At 45.1% G+C, this 14,644-nt stretch carries 17 protein-coding genes and 1 pseudogene; 17 read left to right on the top strand and 1 reads right to left on the bottom strand.

The genetic code is table 11. The annotated features are described in order from the left end of the window. Positions 1-76: 76 nt before the first annotated feature. A complete protein-coding gene (gene cdd / locus T538_RS0109195; RefSeq protein WP_031533469.1) occupies positions 77-547 on the bottom strand; it encodes a cytidine deaminase in 471 nt (156 codons plus the stop codon). Positions 548-653: 106 nt separating this feature from the next. Between cdd and T538_RS18910 the strand changes: the two are divergent. The 17 genes and pseudogenes from T538_RS18910 to T538_RS0109115 form a co-directional block, all read left to right on the top strand. After that, positions 654-1,163, top strand: a pseudogene (locus T538_RS18910) (glycoside hydrolase family 73 protein); the annotation flags it as partial. A 33-nt stretch (positions 1,164-1,196) separates the two neighbouring features. Beyond that, positions 1,197-1,916 (top strand): lytic transglycosylase, encoded by a 720-nt coding sequence (locus tag T538_RS19235; RefSeq protein ID WP_369794985.1) that lies wholly within the window; start codon positions 1,197-1,199, stop codon positions 1,914-1,916. Between the two features lie 116 nt (positions 1,917-2,032). After that, complete coding sequence (gene map, locus T538_RS0109185) at positions 2,033-2,893, top strand: type I methionyl aminopeptidase (RefSeq protein ID WP_031533466.1); 861 nt, start codon at positions 2,033-2,035, stop codon at positions 2,891-2,893. A gap of 14 nt (positions 2,894-2,907) precedes the next feature. After that, positions 2,908-3,936 carry a tRNA (adenosine(37)-N6)-threonylcarbamoyltransferase complex transferase subunit TsaD gene (tsaD, locus tag T538_RS0109180; protein ID WP_031533464.1) on the top strand — a complete coding sequence of 343 codons (1,029 nt, stop codon included), beginning with the start codon at positions 2,908-2,910 and terminating at the stop codon, positions 3,934-3,936. A 2-nt stretch (positions 3,937-3,938) separates the two neighbouring features. Next, on the top strand, positions 3,939-4,439 hold the full coding sequence (locus T538_RS0109175; protein WP_031533463.1) for a CinA family protein: 501 nt from the start codon (positions 3,939-3,941) through the stop codon (positions 4,437-4,439). Between the two features lie 103 nt (positions 4,440-4,542). After that, positions 4,543-4,803 (top strand): 50S ribosomal protein L28, encoded by a 261-nt coding sequence (gene rpmB / locus T538_RS0109170; RefSeq protein WP_031533462.1) that lies wholly within the window; start codon positions 4,543-4,545, stop codon positions 4,801-4,803. A gap of 20 nt (positions 4,804-4,823) precedes the next feature. Beyond that, positions 4,824-5,012 carry a 50S ribosomal protein L33 gene (gene rpmG / locus T538_RS0109165; RefSeq protein ID WP_031533461.1) on the top strand — a complete coding sequence of 63 codons (189 nt, stop codon included), beginning with the start codon at positions 4,824-4,826 and terminating at the stop codon, positions 5,010-5,012. Positions 5,013-5,031: 19 nt separating this feature from the next. Next, positions 5,032-5,190, top strand: a complete 159-nt coding sequence (locus tag T538_RS18085; RefSeq protein WP_081834927.1) for a DUF4295 domain-containing protein — start codon at positions 5,032-5,034, stop codon at positions 5,188-5,190. A gap of 128 nt (positions 5,191-5,318) precedes the next feature. Next, on the top strand, positions 5,319-6,284 hold the full coding sequence (gene ftsY, locus T538_RS0109155; RefSeq protein ID WP_031533459.1) for a signal recognition particle-docking protein FtsY: 966 nt from the start codon (positions 5,319-5,321) through the stop codon (positions 6,282-6,284). Continuing rightward, positions 6,281-7,585 carry a 30S ribosomal protein S12 methylthiotransferase RimO gene (rimO, locus tag T538_RS0109150; protein WP_031533457.1) on the top strand — a complete coding sequence of 435 codons (1,305 nt, stop codon included), beginning with the start codon at positions 6,281-6,283 and terminating at the stop codon, positions 7,583-7,585. The genes ftsY and rimO overlap by 4 nt, the downstream gene beginning before the upstream one ends. A 3-nt stretch (positions 7,586-7,588) precedes the next feature. Beyond that, positions 7,589-7,864 carry an HU family DNA-binding protein gene (locus T538_RS0109145; protein ID WP_031533456.1) on the top strand — a complete coding sequence of 92 codons (276 nt, stop codon included), beginning with the start codon at positions 7,589-7,591 and terminating at the stop codon, positions 7,862-7,864. Positions 7,865-7,867: 3 nt separating this feature from the next. Then, positions 7,868-9,580 carry an HU family DNA-binding protein gene (locus T538_RS0109140; RefSeq protein WP_081834926.1) on the top strand — a complete coding sequence of 571 codons (1,713 nt, stop codon included), beginning with the start codon at positions 7,868-7,870 and terminating at the stop codon, positions 9,578-9,580. A gap of 73 nt (positions 9,581-9,653) precedes the next feature. Next, positions 9,654-10,649, top strand: a complete 996-nt coding sequence (locus tag T538_RS0109135) for an AAA family ATPase (RefSeq protein ID WP_031533454.1) — start codon at positions 9,654-9,656, stop codon at positions 10,647-10,649. Between the two features lie 4 nt (positions 10,650-10,653). Further along, positions 10,654-11,523 (top strand): DUF58 domain-containing protein, encoded by an 870-nt coding sequence (locus T538_RS0109130; protein ID WP_031533452.1) that lies wholly within the window; start codon positions 10,654-10,656, stop codon positions 11,521-11,523. 3 nt (positions 11,524-11,526) lie between these two features. Next, positions 11,527-12,606 carry a hypothetical protein gene (locus T538_RS0109125; RefSeq protein WP_031533451.1) on the top strand — a complete coding sequence of 360 codons (1,080 nt, stop codon included), beginning with the start codon at positions 11,527-11,529 and terminating at the stop codon, positions 12,604-12,606. Between the two features lie 6 nt (positions 12,607-12,612). After that, complete coding sequence (locus tag T538_RS0109120) at positions 12,613-13,611, top strand: vWA domain-containing protein (RefSeq protein WP_031533449.1); 999 nt, start codon at positions 12,613-12,615, stop codon at positions 13,609-13,611. A gap of 11 nt (positions 13,612-13,622) precedes the next feature. Continuing rightward, the gene (locus T538_RS0109115; protein ID WP_031533448.1) at positions 13,623-14,642 is read left to right on the top strand and encodes a vWA domain-containing protein; all 1,020 of its coding nucleotides are present in this window, start codon (positions 13,623-13,625) and stop codon (positions 14,640-14,642) included. The last annotated feature ends 2 nt before the right edge of the window (positions 14,643-14,644 follow it).

The following is a 14,644-nucleotide window of genomic DNA, read 5'->3' as shown; positions in this document are numbered from 1 at the left end:
AATTGTCCTTTAAAAACTCAGCAATTATGAATTATCAATTTTGAATTCTAAATTCAGAGTTAATTGATTAAAATTTTCAAAGCGAAAACGAATAGGGCAGAAGCGATTTCATGCCATCCTCGATAATCATCGTACCGTTTTTGCCGTAAAGCATCACGCGGATATGTTTGCCGGCTCTTCTCTCTTCCTCCGAGATAACCTGACGGCAACTTCCGCAAGGCGAGATAGGCTCATCTATGAAATCGCCGTCGGTATAAGCCGCGATGGCAATTTCTGCTATCCTGCTCTCTGGGTGGTTTGCCGATGCGCTGAATATGGCGGTTCGCTCGGCACACAATCCCGACGGATATGCCGCATTCTCCTGATTGGCTCCGCAGACTATCGTTCCGTCGGTAAGCCTTACTGCCGCTCCGACCTTGAATTTTGAATAAGGTGCATAACTACCATTTATTGCATTTTTTGCTGCTGTCAGAAGTTCTTGGTCAGCTTTTTTCAGCTCGTCCCAATCGTAGATGTCAGCATTAAAAACGATACTTTTTTTTCTCATGTTTTTTCTGCTTAATGAATTTATTTATACAAAATTAAGAAAAAAAATAAACGATATGCATTATTTTTAATTATTTTTGCAGAATCTATGAAGTTTAACGGTTTTTATGAGACATAAAATACAAATACTATTCCTCGTATTGATATTTACTGGTGTGGCTGTCGCGCAGACAACAAAGAAGAATAGCACATATCAGGAATATATTGACAAATATAAATTCATAGCCGTAAGGCAAATGTACGAATACAATATTCCTGCCAGCATAACCATTGCGCAAGGCTTGTTTGAGAGCGGCGCGGGGCAGTCGAACCTTGCCAAGATGAGCAACAATCATTTTGGCATAAAGTGTGGCGGCGACTGGACGGGCGAGAGCATCACATACGATGATGACTCAAAGGGTGAATGTTTCAGAAAATATGCTACCGTACTCGAAAGTTATGAAGACCACTCAAAATTCCTGAAAGGACGTTCGCGCTATGCAAAACTGTTCGACCTGAAGCGTACTGACTACAAAGGATGGGCAAACGGTCTTAAACAATGCGGATATGCCACAAATCCGAAATATGCCTCGATGCTTATAAATCTGATTGAACTCTATGAACTTGACAAACTCGACCATATAGAATCGGCAAAGGAGATTGAAGAGGAGATGACTGGCATTTCGGCTTCTAACAACGAGCAGTCGGCCTATTCTCTGGCCACGTCGTCGCCAAAGTTGCAGGAGACGCAAGACCAAAGACCGATTACGAATTACGAGGAGGAATATGCGCGCGTAGGTGCTCAGAATACAACGAAGAATACTCCGCATAAGCCGCAGACAAGTCAGCACAAGGCTGGCTCTTCGTGGAAAACGGCAATAAAGAACATAACTCATTCTATGTCTCCGAAGTCATCTGGCGAGAAGACAGCCAAGAAAGCCTCAAAGCCAGCAGCAACAGCCACGGCATCGCACAGAGGCAAGAAGGAAGCACCGAAGGCTACGGCAAGGAAATCTACAACGGCGGTCGATTTTACAGGCTCTGGCTTCGATCATACAATATACAAGAACAACGACTGCTATTGCATTAAGGTCAAGAAAGGCGACACGTTCAGAAGTCTGGAGAAGAGCATGAAACGCTCGCGCTTCCTTCTGGCACGCGACAACGAACTTCTTGGCGATGATGAGGAACTCGAGCCGGGAATGTTCATCTATCTCGAAAAGAAGAAGAATTCGTATTCGGGCACTCAGAAAGAATATGTCGTAAAGCCGAACGACTCGATGTATTCAATATCGCAACGCTTCGGCATCACCCTCAGCGCGCTCTACAAACTTAACGGAAAGGGCAAGAACTACACGCTCAGGGTGGGCGACGTTCTTAAACTGAAATAAAGGATAACTTGCAGAGACGGCTATTTGCAATCGGCGTGTCTTGACATTTTTTTATGCCATAGAACATCAAAAGATTAAAAAAACAACTATCTTTGCAGCTGAAAATAATTTTAGAGATGTTTTTAAAGAAAAATCCAAGAAATTGGCATGTTAATAAAGGTCAGGAACTGACCGAGATGGACAAGAGAATACTTTTCTGGCAGAACAAAGGAAAACTCGTCCCAACAAGAGAACTAATAAAAACTCCGGAGCAGATTGAGGGAATACGACGCGCAGGTGTCATAAACACGGCGGTTCTCGATCTTGTTGCCGAAAAGATACATGCCGGAATGTCTACTCTCGAGATAGACAATCTGGTGCACGATTTCACAGTCTCGCATGGCGCAATTCCGGCTTGCCTTAATTATGAGGGCTTTCCGAAGAGTTGCTGTACTTCGATAAACGAGGTGGTTTGTCACGGCATTCCGTGCGAGGAGGATGTGCTCGAAGAGGGCGACATCATTAACGTTGATTGCACAACGATTCTCGACGGATATTTCGCTGATGCAAGCCGTATGTTCATCATCGGCAAGACATCGCCCGAGAAGGAGAAACTTGTCCGCGTGGCAAAGGAATGTCTCGAAGTGGGCATGGAGGCTTGCAAGCCATATTGCTTTGTTGGCGATGTGGGCAACGCCATCGCGAAGCACGCTCATAAAAACGGTTTTACCGTGGTGAGAGACCTTTGCGGTCATGGCTGCGGATGCGAGTTCCACGAAGATCCCGACGTTGAGCACTACGGACGCAAGGGCACAGGTATGCTGCTCGTTCCGGGAATGACATTCACTATCGAGCCGATGATTAACATGGGCACATACGAGGTGTTCATCGATGAGGCAGACGGCTGGACGGTCGTAACAGAAGATGAACTGCCAAGCGCACAGTTCGAACATCATTTCGTAATGACTGAGAACGGTCTTGAGATTCTAACACATTAGTAGTTAAAGGCAAAATGGATTCAGAACATATTTATATATTGGGCATAGAGTCAAGCTGCGACGATACTTCTGCTGCCGTCTTGCGCGACGGAGTATTGCTGAGCAACGTTACGGCATCGCAGGCTGTACACGAGGCTTACGGAGGAGTGGTTCCCGAGTTGGCTTCGAGAGCGCATCAGCAGAATATCGTTCCTGTTGTCGATCAGGCTCTTAAAAAGGCCGGAATAACAAAAGAACAACTCAATGCAGTTGCTTTCACTCGCGGTCCGGGCTTGATGGGTTCTCTGCTCGTAGGCGTGTCTTTCGCCAAGGGCTTTGCCCGCGGACTTAATATTCCGCTTATCGATGTGAACCATTTGCAGGGACATATCCTTGCGCATTTTATAAAAGAGAGCGACGACGACCAGAATCATCCGCCGTTTCCGTTCCTCTGCCTTCTGGTTTCCGGCGGAAATTCGCAGATTGTAAAGGTTAATAGTTACAAGGATATGGAAATCCTTGGTCAGACCATCGACGATGCGGCTGGCGAGGCTATCGACAAGTGCTCGAAGGTGATGGGACTCGGCTATCCGGGCGGTCCGATAATCGACCGTTTGGCTCGTCAGGGTAACCCCGAGGCTTATTCGTTTGCAAAACCTCAGATTCCGGGCTACGACTACAGTTTCAGCGGTCTGAAGACATCGTTCCTTTACTCTCTCAGAGAGTGGATGCAGGACGATCCTGATTTTATCGAACATCACAAGGAAGACCTTGCGGCATCGCTCGAACGTACTATCGTCGACATTCTTATGGCAAAACTCCGCAAGGCCGTAAAGGATACGAAAATCAAGCATGTGGCTGTTGCCGGAGGCGTATCGGCTAACAGCGGATTGCGAAATGCCTTCCACGAACATGCCGACAAGTACAAGTGGAATATTTACATACCAAAGTTCGGATATACTACAGATAATGCCGCTATGATTGGCATAACCGGATATTTCAAATATCTTGACAAGGATTTCTGTAGCATCGACAAACCGGCTTATTCAAGAGTAACAATATAACCATGGATATAGAAATTAAGGCTATAAGCAAGGAAATAAACCTGCTGCTGTGGAAGAATGACGAGACACTCTCTACGGCCGAGAGTTGCACAGGCGGAATGATTTCGAGCGCAATTACCACCTTTCCGGGAAGTTCTCACTTCTTCAAGGGCGGAGTAATAAGCTATACAAACGAGATTAAGATTAACGTCTTGGGCGTAAGGCAGGAAACTATCGACAAATATACCGAAGTGAGCGAACAGACAGCCAGAGAGATGGTTGAGGGCGTTCGCCGTCTGATGGATACGACCTATGGCGTTGCTGTAACAGGCTTTGCAGGTCCTGGCGGCGGAACGGCAGAGAATCCTGTAGGAACAATCTGGATTGCCGTTGGCGATCAGTACGATGTCATTGTCCGCAAACTTGAGGATAACGATGGTAGAGAAAAGAACATGGCAAGAGCGGCGGCAGTTGCGCTTACAATGTTAAAAGAATTGTTGATAAGTCGTCAAAAAGAGGACTGAGATTCAAATATTTGCTGAATTATTTGGATATTTGAAAAAAAACATATAATTTTGCACCCTGTTTGAGATAGACTCATGTTGAAACTATAAAAATAGATATAAAATGTCAAAAATTTGTCAAATTACAGGTAAGAAGGCTATGATTGGCAACAATGTTGCGCACTCAAAGCTTAGAACTAAGAGAACATTTGACGTGAACTTGTTCACTAAGAAGTTCTACTATGTAGAGCAGGATTGCTGGATTAGCTTGAACATCAGTGCTGCAGGCCTTCGTTTGATTAACAAGGTAGGTCTTGACGCTGCTTTGAAGGAAGCTGTATCTAAGGGCTATTGTGATTGGAAAAGCATTAAAGTAATCGCTTAAAAAAGTAAGGAGGAAGACTTATGGCAAAGAAAGCTAAAGGAAACAGAGTTCAGGTAATTCTTGAATGTACTGAAATGAAGGAGAGCGGCCTTTCAGGCACATCTCGCTACATCACTACAAAGAACAGAAAGAATACTCCAGAGAGATTGGAGCTTAAGAAGTATAATCCTATCCTTAAGAGAGTTACAGTTCACAAGGAAATTAAGTAATTTTTGAAACTATAACAAAATGGCAAAGAAAGTAGTTGCAACCCTTCAGACTGGTAAGAAAGAGGGTCGTTCATATACAAAGGTCATCAAGATGGTTAAGTCACCTAAGACTGGTGCTTACGTTTTTGATGAGCAGATGGTTCCTAACGAGGCTGTTAAGGATTTCTTTAAGAAATAATAACATTAACATACCATCAAAGGCCTTCCCTATGCAATATGGGGAAGGCTTTTTTAGTTTTTTTAGCAAATAGTTTTTCGTTATTTCAGTTTCTTGTTATATCTTTGTAGACTAAAATAATATGCTTTATGGGATTTTTTAGTTTTTTCAGTAAGGATAAGAAGGAAACGTTGGATAAAGGTCTGTCTAAGACCAAAAACAGTTTCTTCGATAAGCTTACGCGTGCGGTTGTAGGGAAGAGCAAGGTTGATGACGACGTGCTCGATAACTTGGAGGAGGTGCTTATTACTTCAGATGTCGGAGTAGATACGACGCTGAAGATTATCAAGCGCATTGAGGAGCGTGTGGCTCGCGACAAATATGTTGGAACCGAGGAACTTGGAAACGTTCTTCGCGAGGAAATTGCCGACCTTCTTTCTGAAAACAACACTTCGGATGTCGAGGGCTTCAATCTTTCTGAAACAACTAAACGTCCTTATGTCATTCTTGTTGTAGGAGTTAACGGCGTTGGCAAGACAACGACAATCGGAAAACTCGCAGCGCAGTTCAAGAAGGCAGGACTGAATGTATATCTTGGTGCTGCCGATACATTCCGTGCCGCTGCCGTCGAGCAGTTGTGCATCTGGGGCGAGCGCATAGGCTGCCCGGTAATCAAACAGCAGATGGGTGCCGATCCGGCTTCTGTAGCGTTCGATACGCTTAGTTCTGCCGTGGCAAATAATGCCGATGTGGTAATAATCGATACGGCAGGCCGTCTGCACAACAAGATTAACCTGATGAACGAGCTTACAAAGATTAAAAACGTTATGAAGAAGGTTGTCGACGATGCTCCTAACGAGGTGCTTCTTGTTCTCGACGGCTCAACAGGTCAGAATGCCTTTTCTCAGGCTGAACAATTCTCAAAGGCAACCGAGGTTACATCGCTTGCCATAACAAAATTGGACGGAACAGCCAAGGGTGGTGTAGTTATCGGTATTTCCGACCAACTAAAAGTGCCAGTCAAGTATATCGGTCTTGGCGAGGGCATTGATGATTTGCAGCCATTTAACAAGAAAGAGTTTGTCGATTCCCTTTTCGGAGGTCATTCTTTATGAAACGTAACACAGTTGATATAATAAGTCTGGGCTGTTCGAAGAATCTTGTCGATTCGGAGAAACTTATGCGCCAGCTCAAGAATTACGGCTATCGTGTAACCCACGATTCAGACAATCCGCAGGGAGAGATTGCCGTGATAAATACATGCGGATTTATTGGCGATGCAAAGGAGGAGTCTGTAAACATGATTCTCGAGTTCTGTCAGGCAAAGGAAGAAGGCAGACTTAAGAAACTGTATGTTATGGGCTGTCTTTCAGAAAGATATTTCGAGGAACTGAAGCAGGAAATCCCTCAGGTTGACAAGTTCTACGGTAAGTTTAACTGGACAAACCTGCTTGAGGATTTGGGCAAGGAGTACAAGCACGAACTGCGCAACGAACGTGTTCTTACAACCCCGTCGCACTACGCATATCTGAAGATTTCGGAAGGCTGCGACCGCCATTGCGCTTATTGTGCTATCCCGATAATCACGGGCGCGCATCAGTCACGTCCAATCGAGGATATTCTCGATGAGGTAAAAAAACTTGTGGCTGAAGGCGTTTGCGAATTTCAGGTAATTGCTCAGGAACTGACATACTACGGCATCGACCTGTATCACGAGCAGAAGATTGCCGAACTCATTGAAAGGATTTCAGAAATAGATGGCGTAAAGTGGATAAGGCTTCACTACGCATATCCTGCACATTTCCCAGAGGATTTGTTCAGAGTTATGCGCGAGAAGGACAACGTGTGCAAGTATATGGACATCGCGCTTCAGCACATAAGCGACAATATGCTTACGCGAATGAAGCGTAATGTAACCAAGCAGCAGACATACGACTTGATAACTAAGTTCCGCGAGCAAGTTCCGGGACTGACGCTCAGAACAACCTTGATGGTTGGCTTCCCGGGCGAAACAGAAGAGGATTTCGAGGAACTGAAGGAATTTGTCCGCTGGGCACGCTTCGACAGAATGGGAGCGTTCGCATATTCAGCCGAGGAAGGCACGTTCTCTGGCGAGAACTACGAGGACGATGTTCCTGAAGATGTTAAGCAGAGACGCCTTGACGAGTTGATGGCTATTCAGCAGGAAATATCTGCCGAACTCAACGAAAAGAAAGTCGGAAACACTTACAAGGTGATTATCGACCGTCTTGAAGGCGATTACTATATTGGCAGAACGCAATACGACTCGCCTGATGTTGATACCGAGGTGCTGATTAAATCAGATGATAGCAAACTGGAGATTGGAAAATTCTATAATGTACACATAACATCAGCCGATGACTTTGATTTGTACGGCAATGTTGAAAAACTTTAGAACGTGAATAACAAGGAATTCATAACAGAAATGGCCAATCGGCTGGGCTATAGCGCGAAGGATGCTGCCGAGTTGCAGAAATCCTTTACCGAGGAGTTTGCCGAAAAGCTGATTTCTGAATCATCCATAACAGTACCGAATTTTGGAACATTCGAAGTCAAGAAAAAGAAGGAGAGGATAATCGTTAACCCAACAAGCAAGGAGCGGATGCTTGTTCCGCCAAAACTCGTGGTCGGCTTCAAACCTTATCCTTCGGTGAAAATAAAATTCAAAAAATAAAAAATGAGTGATAATAACAAACTTTTGGTTAGCGATCTGTGTACGGTCCTTATGGATAGGCACAAGATTACGAAGAATGATGCAAAGGTGTTTATTAGCACTTTCTTTGATGTAATACTTGAAGGACTTGAACAGGATCGTATTGTTAAGATAAAGGGACTCGGCACATTCAAGCTTGTAAATGTGGAAAGCAGGGAAAGCATAAATGTGTCGACAGGGGAGCGTTTCGAGATTTCGGGACATACAAAGATTACGTTCGTTCCCGAAAACGGATTGAAACAGCAAGTGAACCGTCCGTTTGCCGACTTTACTACGACTAAAATCGTTTCCGACGAGGTGGCAAACCTTATCGGACAGAATACCAATATCGTTTATGGCGATGATGACGATTCGGACGACGATGTATTCGACGAAACAGACGAAAACATTGTTGATACTGCATCTGCAAACGAGATGACAGCAACCGAGGACGATTCGGATTTTACAATCGTGAGTCCTGCTGACGGCATTGACAACGCGGAAATTCAGAATACTCCATCGGCAGAGATTTCCGAGCAGAAACCGGAGGAAAACCATTCTGCCGAAGCGGTGGCAGACGAATCTGTTAAGATTATCGCGGAAAACGAAGAAGAACCTGAAAACCAAATAAATATCGCTTCAGAAGAGAAGCCTGCTATTGAAAAACAAAAGAAAGTTATAACCGTGATGTCCGAGAAATCTAAACGTGAAGTTAAGGTTATCAGAATTCAGCCGCTTCACCCTAAAAATGAAAACACATCTTCCTCGCTTTCTGAAACGAAGCAGGAAATTGCGCAACCATCGCCAAATGTGGTTGTCGTGGAAAGAAAGACTATGGTCGGTGCCGATGACAACGCATCATCAACCGAAAATATCGCTCCACAGTCTGTCGAGCCAAAGACTGAGCATGCGGAAAAGCCATCGGTTGCTCCGGTTGTCGAAAGCAAGCCTGTTGAGCAGCAGACCGTAGCATCTCAAAATGTAGAAAATGTGCAGAATGATGTCGCTCCATCTTCAGAAAAAATAGAAGAAAGGAACGCTGATTCTGCTGCAAATAATGCCGTTCTTCAGCAAGACAAGCCTTTGCAGTCTGCTGGAAATGCGGCATCAGAACCTGTCCATTCCAGGCAAGCGGATTCTAATGCTGCAAGTCCGACTGCTGCACCGCGCCCAAGCCGAATTGTCGAGTTGGAAGAAGAAAGCAATTTCTTTGCCGACAAGAAGATTTGGATTGTAGTTGCTATTTCTGTTATTGTTTGTATCTTGTTCTTCTTCATCGGAAGATTTACAGGCAAGAGCGCAGGCGAGAAGCAGACGAAAGAACTGTACGTTCCGTTGTTGCAGAATGCTCAGGAAACTATGAAGGCTGCTCAGCAGGAGGCCGACAAACTGAAACGCGAAAAGAAACAGTTGCAGGAAAGTCAGAAGAAAGAGAAGGAGCAGGCAGCCGCCGAAGAGGAGCCGAAGGGTAAAAAGTACGCAACCTTTGCGTCATGCTCCGACTATAAGTTCAAGGTCGTGGGCATAAAACGCTATCACGAACTGAAGAACGGCGAGTCGCTCCTTAAGATTGCCGAGCAGGAATACGGTTCGGCAGAATGTGCATCGTACATAGTAAAACTGAACAAAATTAAGGATGCAAATAAGGTAAATAAAGGTACGGTTTTGGCTATTCCAAAGCTCGAACCTGTTAAGTAAAGTTAAAATAATAGTGTAATTTCGTCGTTATTGGAAATAAAATGTAAATTTGCACAAAAAATAAATAAGAATTATGGCAGAATCTATAGATATCAGGGCTCTTAACGCTGAAATTGAGGCGCAGAGCGCATTCGTTACCAGCCTGAAGGCTGGTATGAATCAGGTTATTGTTGGTCAGACTCACCTTGTAGAGTCTTTGTTGATTGGTTTGTTGTCAAATGGACACGTTCTTCTCGAAGGCGTTCCTGGATTGGCTAAGACATTGGCAATTAAGACATTGGCAAACCTCGTAAGCGGACAGTTCAGTCGAGTTCAGTTCACTCCCGATTTGTTGCCTGCCGATGTTATCGGTACAATGATTTACAGCCAGACAGAAGGCAAGTTCATCGCAAACCGCGGTCCTATCTTCGCAAACTTTGTGCTTGCCGATGAGATTAACCGTGCTCCGGCTAAGGTGCAGTCTGCACTTCTTGAGGCGATGCAGGAGCGTCAGGTAACTCTTGGTAAGGAGACATTTAACTTGCCAAAGCCATTCCTTGTATTGGCAACACAGAACCCAGTAGAGCAGGAAGGTACATACACGTTGCCAGAGGCACAGATGGACCGTTTCATGCTGAAGGTAGTAATCACTTATCCAAAGATAGAGGAGGAGATGCAGATTATGCGCGCCATGATTAACGGCGACAAGCAGGAGGTTTCTCCAATCCTTTCTACCGACGAGATTCTTAAGGCTCGCGAGGTTGTTAAGAAGGTTTATATCGACGAGAAGATTCAGAAATATATTGCAGATATTATCTTTGCAACCCGATTCCCTGAGAAGTATGGCATGGAGGATATCAAGAACTTCATCTCATTCGGTGGTTCTCCTCGTGCGTCAATAAGCTTATGCCTTGCATCAAGAGCATACGCATTCATCCAGCGCCGTGGCTACGTAATTCCAGAGGATGTCCGTGCCGTTGCTCACGATGTATTGCGCCATCGTATCGGTATCACATACGAGGCAGAGGCTAATAACGTTACTTCTGACGATATTGTAACTAAGATTCTTAATCAGGTTCAAGTTCCTTAATTGAATGGAAACAAGTGAGATTTTACAGCGTGTCCGCCGTATTGAGATAAAGACACGTGGTTTGTCTAACAATATCTTTGCGGGCGAGTATCACTCAGCCTTCAAGGGTAGGGGTATGTCGTTTGCAGAGGTGCGCGAATATCAGTTTGGCGACGATATCCGCGACATCGACTGGAATGTGACAGCCCGATTCGACAAGCCTTTTGTTAAAGTCTTTGAGGAGGAACGTGAGCTAACTGTGATGCTTATGGTCGACGTGTCTTCGAGCCTTGTCTTCGGAACAAAGAACATGATGAAGAAGGACATGGCTACGGAGATTGCTGCGACAATTGCTTTTTCTGCAATTCAGAACAACGATAAGATTGGTGTGATATTCTTCTCGGACAAAATCGAGAAGTTCATTCCGCCGAAAAAAGGCCGTAAGCACATATTGTACATAATACGCGAACTGATAAGTTTCGAGCCGGAGAGCAACAAGACAGACTTGAAGCTGGCTCTCGAATATCTGAGCAATGTAATGAAACGCAAGTGCACAGCATTCTTGCTCAGCGATTTTATTGACAGTAACGACTACAGTCAGGTGCTTACGATTGCAAACCGCAAGCACGATGTCGTGGCAATTCAGTTGTACGACCAACGCATAGCCGAGTTGCCAGATGTTGGACTGATAAAGGTACGCGATGCCGAAACAGGTTACGAGCAGTATGTAGACACATCATCAAAGAAGGTGCGCGATGCGCACAGACAATGGTGGATTAGAAATCAGCGTAAGCTTGCCGAGACATTTACAAAGAGCAACGTTGATTCTGTGTCTATCCGTACCGACGGCGACTATGTAAAGGCTTTGATGAACCTGTTCGCAAAACGAAATTAGCAAATGAGAAACAATATTCTAAATAGACTTTGTGCTGTGTTGATTGCCGTGCTTGTCGGCTCATCGGCTATGGCTCAGGTGCAGGTAACATCGAAGATTGATTCCTTGCAGATGCTGATTGGTCAGCAGACAAAGATTCGTCTTGAGGTTACGCTCAACAAGTCGCAGAAGGCTATTTTCCCTGAGTTCAACGACTCCGTGCCGGTGGCAGAAGGTATTGAATTGGTTGAGAAGGAAAAGATGGATACGGCCTACTTGAATGATGGTACAAGAATGCGCTTGACGCAGAACTACATCATCACAGCGTGGGATTCGGCTTTGTATTCCATTCCAGAGATGGTGGTAAAGGTCGGAAATCAGGAGTACAAGACCAACAGACTGGTGCTCAAGGTCCTGTCTATTCCTGTTGATACGCTTCATCCTGAGAAATTCTTCGGTCCAAAGCCCACGATGGTTGTTCCATTCTCGTGGGACGACTGGGCGGGAATATTCTATGTGTCGCTGCTTCTGATTGTGGTAGTCGTTATTATTGCATACCTCTTCATAAACTTCAAGCAGAACAAGCCGATTATCCGCCGAATAAAGGTTGAACCAAAGATTCCGGCTCATCAGAAGGCTATGGCGCAGATTCAGAGCATCAAAAATGTCGATGCATCGGTTGACAGCAAGGACTATTTCACCAAACTTACCGATGTTATTCGTGAGTACATAAAGGAGCGTTACAACTTTAGTGCGCTCGAGATGACATCGGGCGAGATCATCGCCAAACTCACGGAGATGCACGACGACAAGGCTCTGGACGAACTTCGCGACCTTTTCATGACTGCCGACCTTGTGAAGTTTGCAAAGTATGAGGTTGTTATTGATGAGAATGACAAGAATTTGGTTAATGCAGTAAAATACATTAACGAGACTAAGATTGAAGAGACGCTTGAGGATACCAAGCCAAAGGTAATTATAGTTGAGGAGGCAAAGACCAAAAAGAGCAAGTACTTCATGCTTGCGGCTATGGTTGTGCTTGCAGCCCTTTCGGCAGCAGGATTGTGCTACATCATCTATATTATTTACAATCTTTATAACTAATTTGAAATGACTTTTGCAAATTCAGAATATTTTTTTCTGCTCATACTGCTGATACCGTACATCTTGTGGTATCTGCTCCGAAGCAAGAAGTCTGAACCTACATTGCAGGTGTCAGATACACACATGTTCGAGTTCGCTCCGCGCAGTTATAAGGAGTATCTGGTGCATGTGCCGTTCGTCTTGCGCATTATAGCGTTCGTTATGCTGATATGCGTTCTGGCGCGCCCTCAGACCCGCAACAGTTGGAGTGAGTCGGATGTCGAAGGAATCGATATCATGATGTGTATGGACGTGAGTACGAGTATGCTTGCCGAGGACTTGAAGCCGAACCGCATCGAGGCGGCTAAGGAGGTGGCTGCCGAGTTCATCAACAGCCGTCCGAACGACAATATCGGTCTGGCAATATTTGCCGGCGAGAGTTTCACCCAATGTCCGATGACGACCGACCATAACGTTCTGCTCAATCTCTTCAACAACGTGCAATGCGACATCGCGCAGCGCGGTATGATTGAGGATGGTACAGCCATCGGTATGGGTATTGCTACAGGTGTGAGCCGTCTTCAGGACAGCAAGGCTAAGAGCAAGGTTATCATCTTGTTGACCGATGGTTCTAACAACCGAGGCGATATCTCTCCGGCTACGGCTGCCGAGATTGCCAAGAGTCTTGGGGTCAGAGTCTATACCATCGGTGTTGGCTCGGTTGGGTATGCTCCATTCCCGATGGATACTGGTGCTGGAATCCAGTATGTCAACGTGCCTGTTGATATTGATGAGAAGACGCTTACAGATATCGCAACCGCTACCGACGGAGCGTACTATCGTGCCACATCTAAGGAGCAACTTGAGCAGATTTACAAGGATATCGACAAACTTGAGAAAACAAAGTTGAGTGTTAAGGAATACAGCAAGCGCAGCGAGTCGTATCAGTTGTTTGCATGGATAGCATTCTTCTGCATATTTGCCGAGTTGCTGTTGCGTAACACAATATTAAAAAGAATTCCATAAACAAGTGTACAATGTTTCGATTTGAAGATTCTACTTATCTGTATATACTTTTTATTATACCAGTTTTGATTGCATTGTATTATCTTTCGAACTGGCATAAGAAACGCCGTATGGCAAAATACGGCGAATGGAATTTGCTGAAGCAATTGATGATTGACTATTCGTCATACCGTCCTGATGTAAAGTTTTGGCTGGTGTGCGTGGCGTTGGCACTTGTTATCGTGATGCTGGCGCGTCCGCAGTTCGGTTCAAAGATGGATACGGTTAAGCGAAGTGGCATCGAGGCGATGATTTGCATGGATATCTCGAACTCGATGATGGCAGAGGATGTTTCGCCAAACCGTCTGGAACGTGCCAAGATGATTGTGTCGAAACTTGTCGACAACATGGATAACGACAAAGTCGGACTCGTGCTTTTTGCCGGCGATGCTTTCACTCAGTTGCCTATGACTGCCGATTATGTTTCGGCTAAAATGTTCCTCGACGGGGCTAATCCTTCGCTCATAAACCTTCAGGGAACAGATATAAAGAAAGCCATAAATATTGCATCTGGCAGTTTCTCGAAGAACGACAAGGTTGGTCGAGCCATCATCCTTATTACCGATGGCGAGGACAACGAAGGCGGAGCAATCGAGGCTGCAAGAGAGGCTCAGAAGAAAGGCATAAACATCTACATCTTGGGTATTGGTGATGCCAGCGGTGCTCGTATTCCCGATGGAAATGGCGGATATATGACCGACCATTCGGGCAATACGGTTATCACCCGTCTGAATGAGGAGATGTGCCGTCAGATTGCGCAGTCGGGCAAGGGTAAGTATATCCACGTTGACAACTCGAATTCGGCGCAGAACGAACTGAACGCAGAAATCAGCAAGTTGGCAAAGAGTGAGATGGAGAGTACAATCTATTCTGAATACGACGAGCAGTTTCAGGCATTTGCGTTGCTTGTGCTTGTGTTGCTTGTAGTCGACATCTGCGTTCTTGAAAAGAAGAATCCGTTGTCAAAGAAGTTCAAATTATTCTCTAAATGACC

This window comes from Bacteroides sp. Ga6A2 (assembly GCF_000702225.1).
Taxonomy (GTDB): Bacteria; Bacteroidota; Bacteroidia; order Bacteroidales; family Bacteroidaceae; genus Ga6A1.
This window is presented reverse-complemented; position numbering and strand designations above follow the sequence as displayed.

Bases quoted from the DNA above. Each gene is read 5' to 3' on its own strand.
- cdd (WP_031533469.1), bottom strand. From the start codon at position 547: ATGAGAAAAAAAAGTATCGTTTTTAATGCTGACATCTACGATTGGGAC.
- T538_RS19235 (WP_369794985.1), top strand. From the start codon at position 1,197: ATGACTGGCATTTCGGCTTCTAACAACGAGCAGTCGGCCTATTCTCTG.
- map (WP_031533466.1), top strand. From the start codon at position 2,033: ATGTTTTTAAAGAAAAATCCAAGAAATTGGCATGTTAATAAAGGTCAG.
- tsaD (WP_031533464.1), top strand. From the start codon at position 2,908: ATGGATTCAGAACATATTTATATATTGGGCATAGAGTCAAGCTGCGAC.
- T538_RS0109175 (WP_031533463.1), top strand. From the start codon at position 3,939: ATGGATATAGAAATTAAGGCTATAAGCAAGGAAATAAACCTGCTGCTG.
- rpmB (WP_031533462.1), top strand. From the start codon at position 4,543: ATGTCAAAAATTTGTCAAATTACAGGTAAGAAGGCTATGATTGGCAAC.
- rpmG (WP_031533461.1), top strand. From the start codon at position 4,824: ATGGCAAAGAAAGCTAAAGGAAACAGAGTTCAGGTAATTCTTGAATGT.
- T538_RS18085 (WP_081834927.1), top strand. From the start codon at position 5,032: ATGGCAAAGAAAGTAGTTGCAACCCTTCAGACTGGTAAGAAAGAGGGT.
- ftsY (WP_031533459.1), top strand. From the start codon at position 5,319: ATGGGATTTTTTAGTTTTTTCAGTAAGGATAAGAAGGAAACGTTGGAT.
- rimO (WP_031533457.1), top strand. From the start codon at position 6,281: ATGAAACGTAACACAGTTGATATAATAAGTCTGGGCTGTTCGAAGAAT.
- T538_RS0109140 (WP_081834926.1), top strand. From the start codon at position 7,868: ATGAGTGATAATAACAAACTTTTGGTTAGCGATCTGTGTACGGTCCTT.
- T538_RS0109135 (WP_031533454.1), top strand. From the start codon at position 9,654: ATGGCAGAATCTATAGATATCAGGGCTCTTAACGCTGAAATTGAGGCG.
- T538_RS0109130 (WP_031533452.1), top strand. From the start codon at position 10,654: ATGGAAACAAGTGAGATTTTACAGCGTGTCCGCCGTATTGAGATAAAG.
- T538_RS0109125 (WP_031533451.1), top strand. From the start codon at position 11,527: ATGAGAAACAATATTCTAAATAGACTTTGTGCTGTGTTGATTGCCGTG.
- T538_RS0109120 (WP_031533449.1), top strand. From the start codon at position 12,613: ATGACTTTTGCAAATTCAGAATATTTTTTTCTGCTCATACTGCTGATA.
- T538_RS0109115 (WP_031533448.1), top strand. From the start codon at position 13,623: ATGTTTCGATTTGAAGATTCTACTTATCTGTATATACTTTTTATTATA.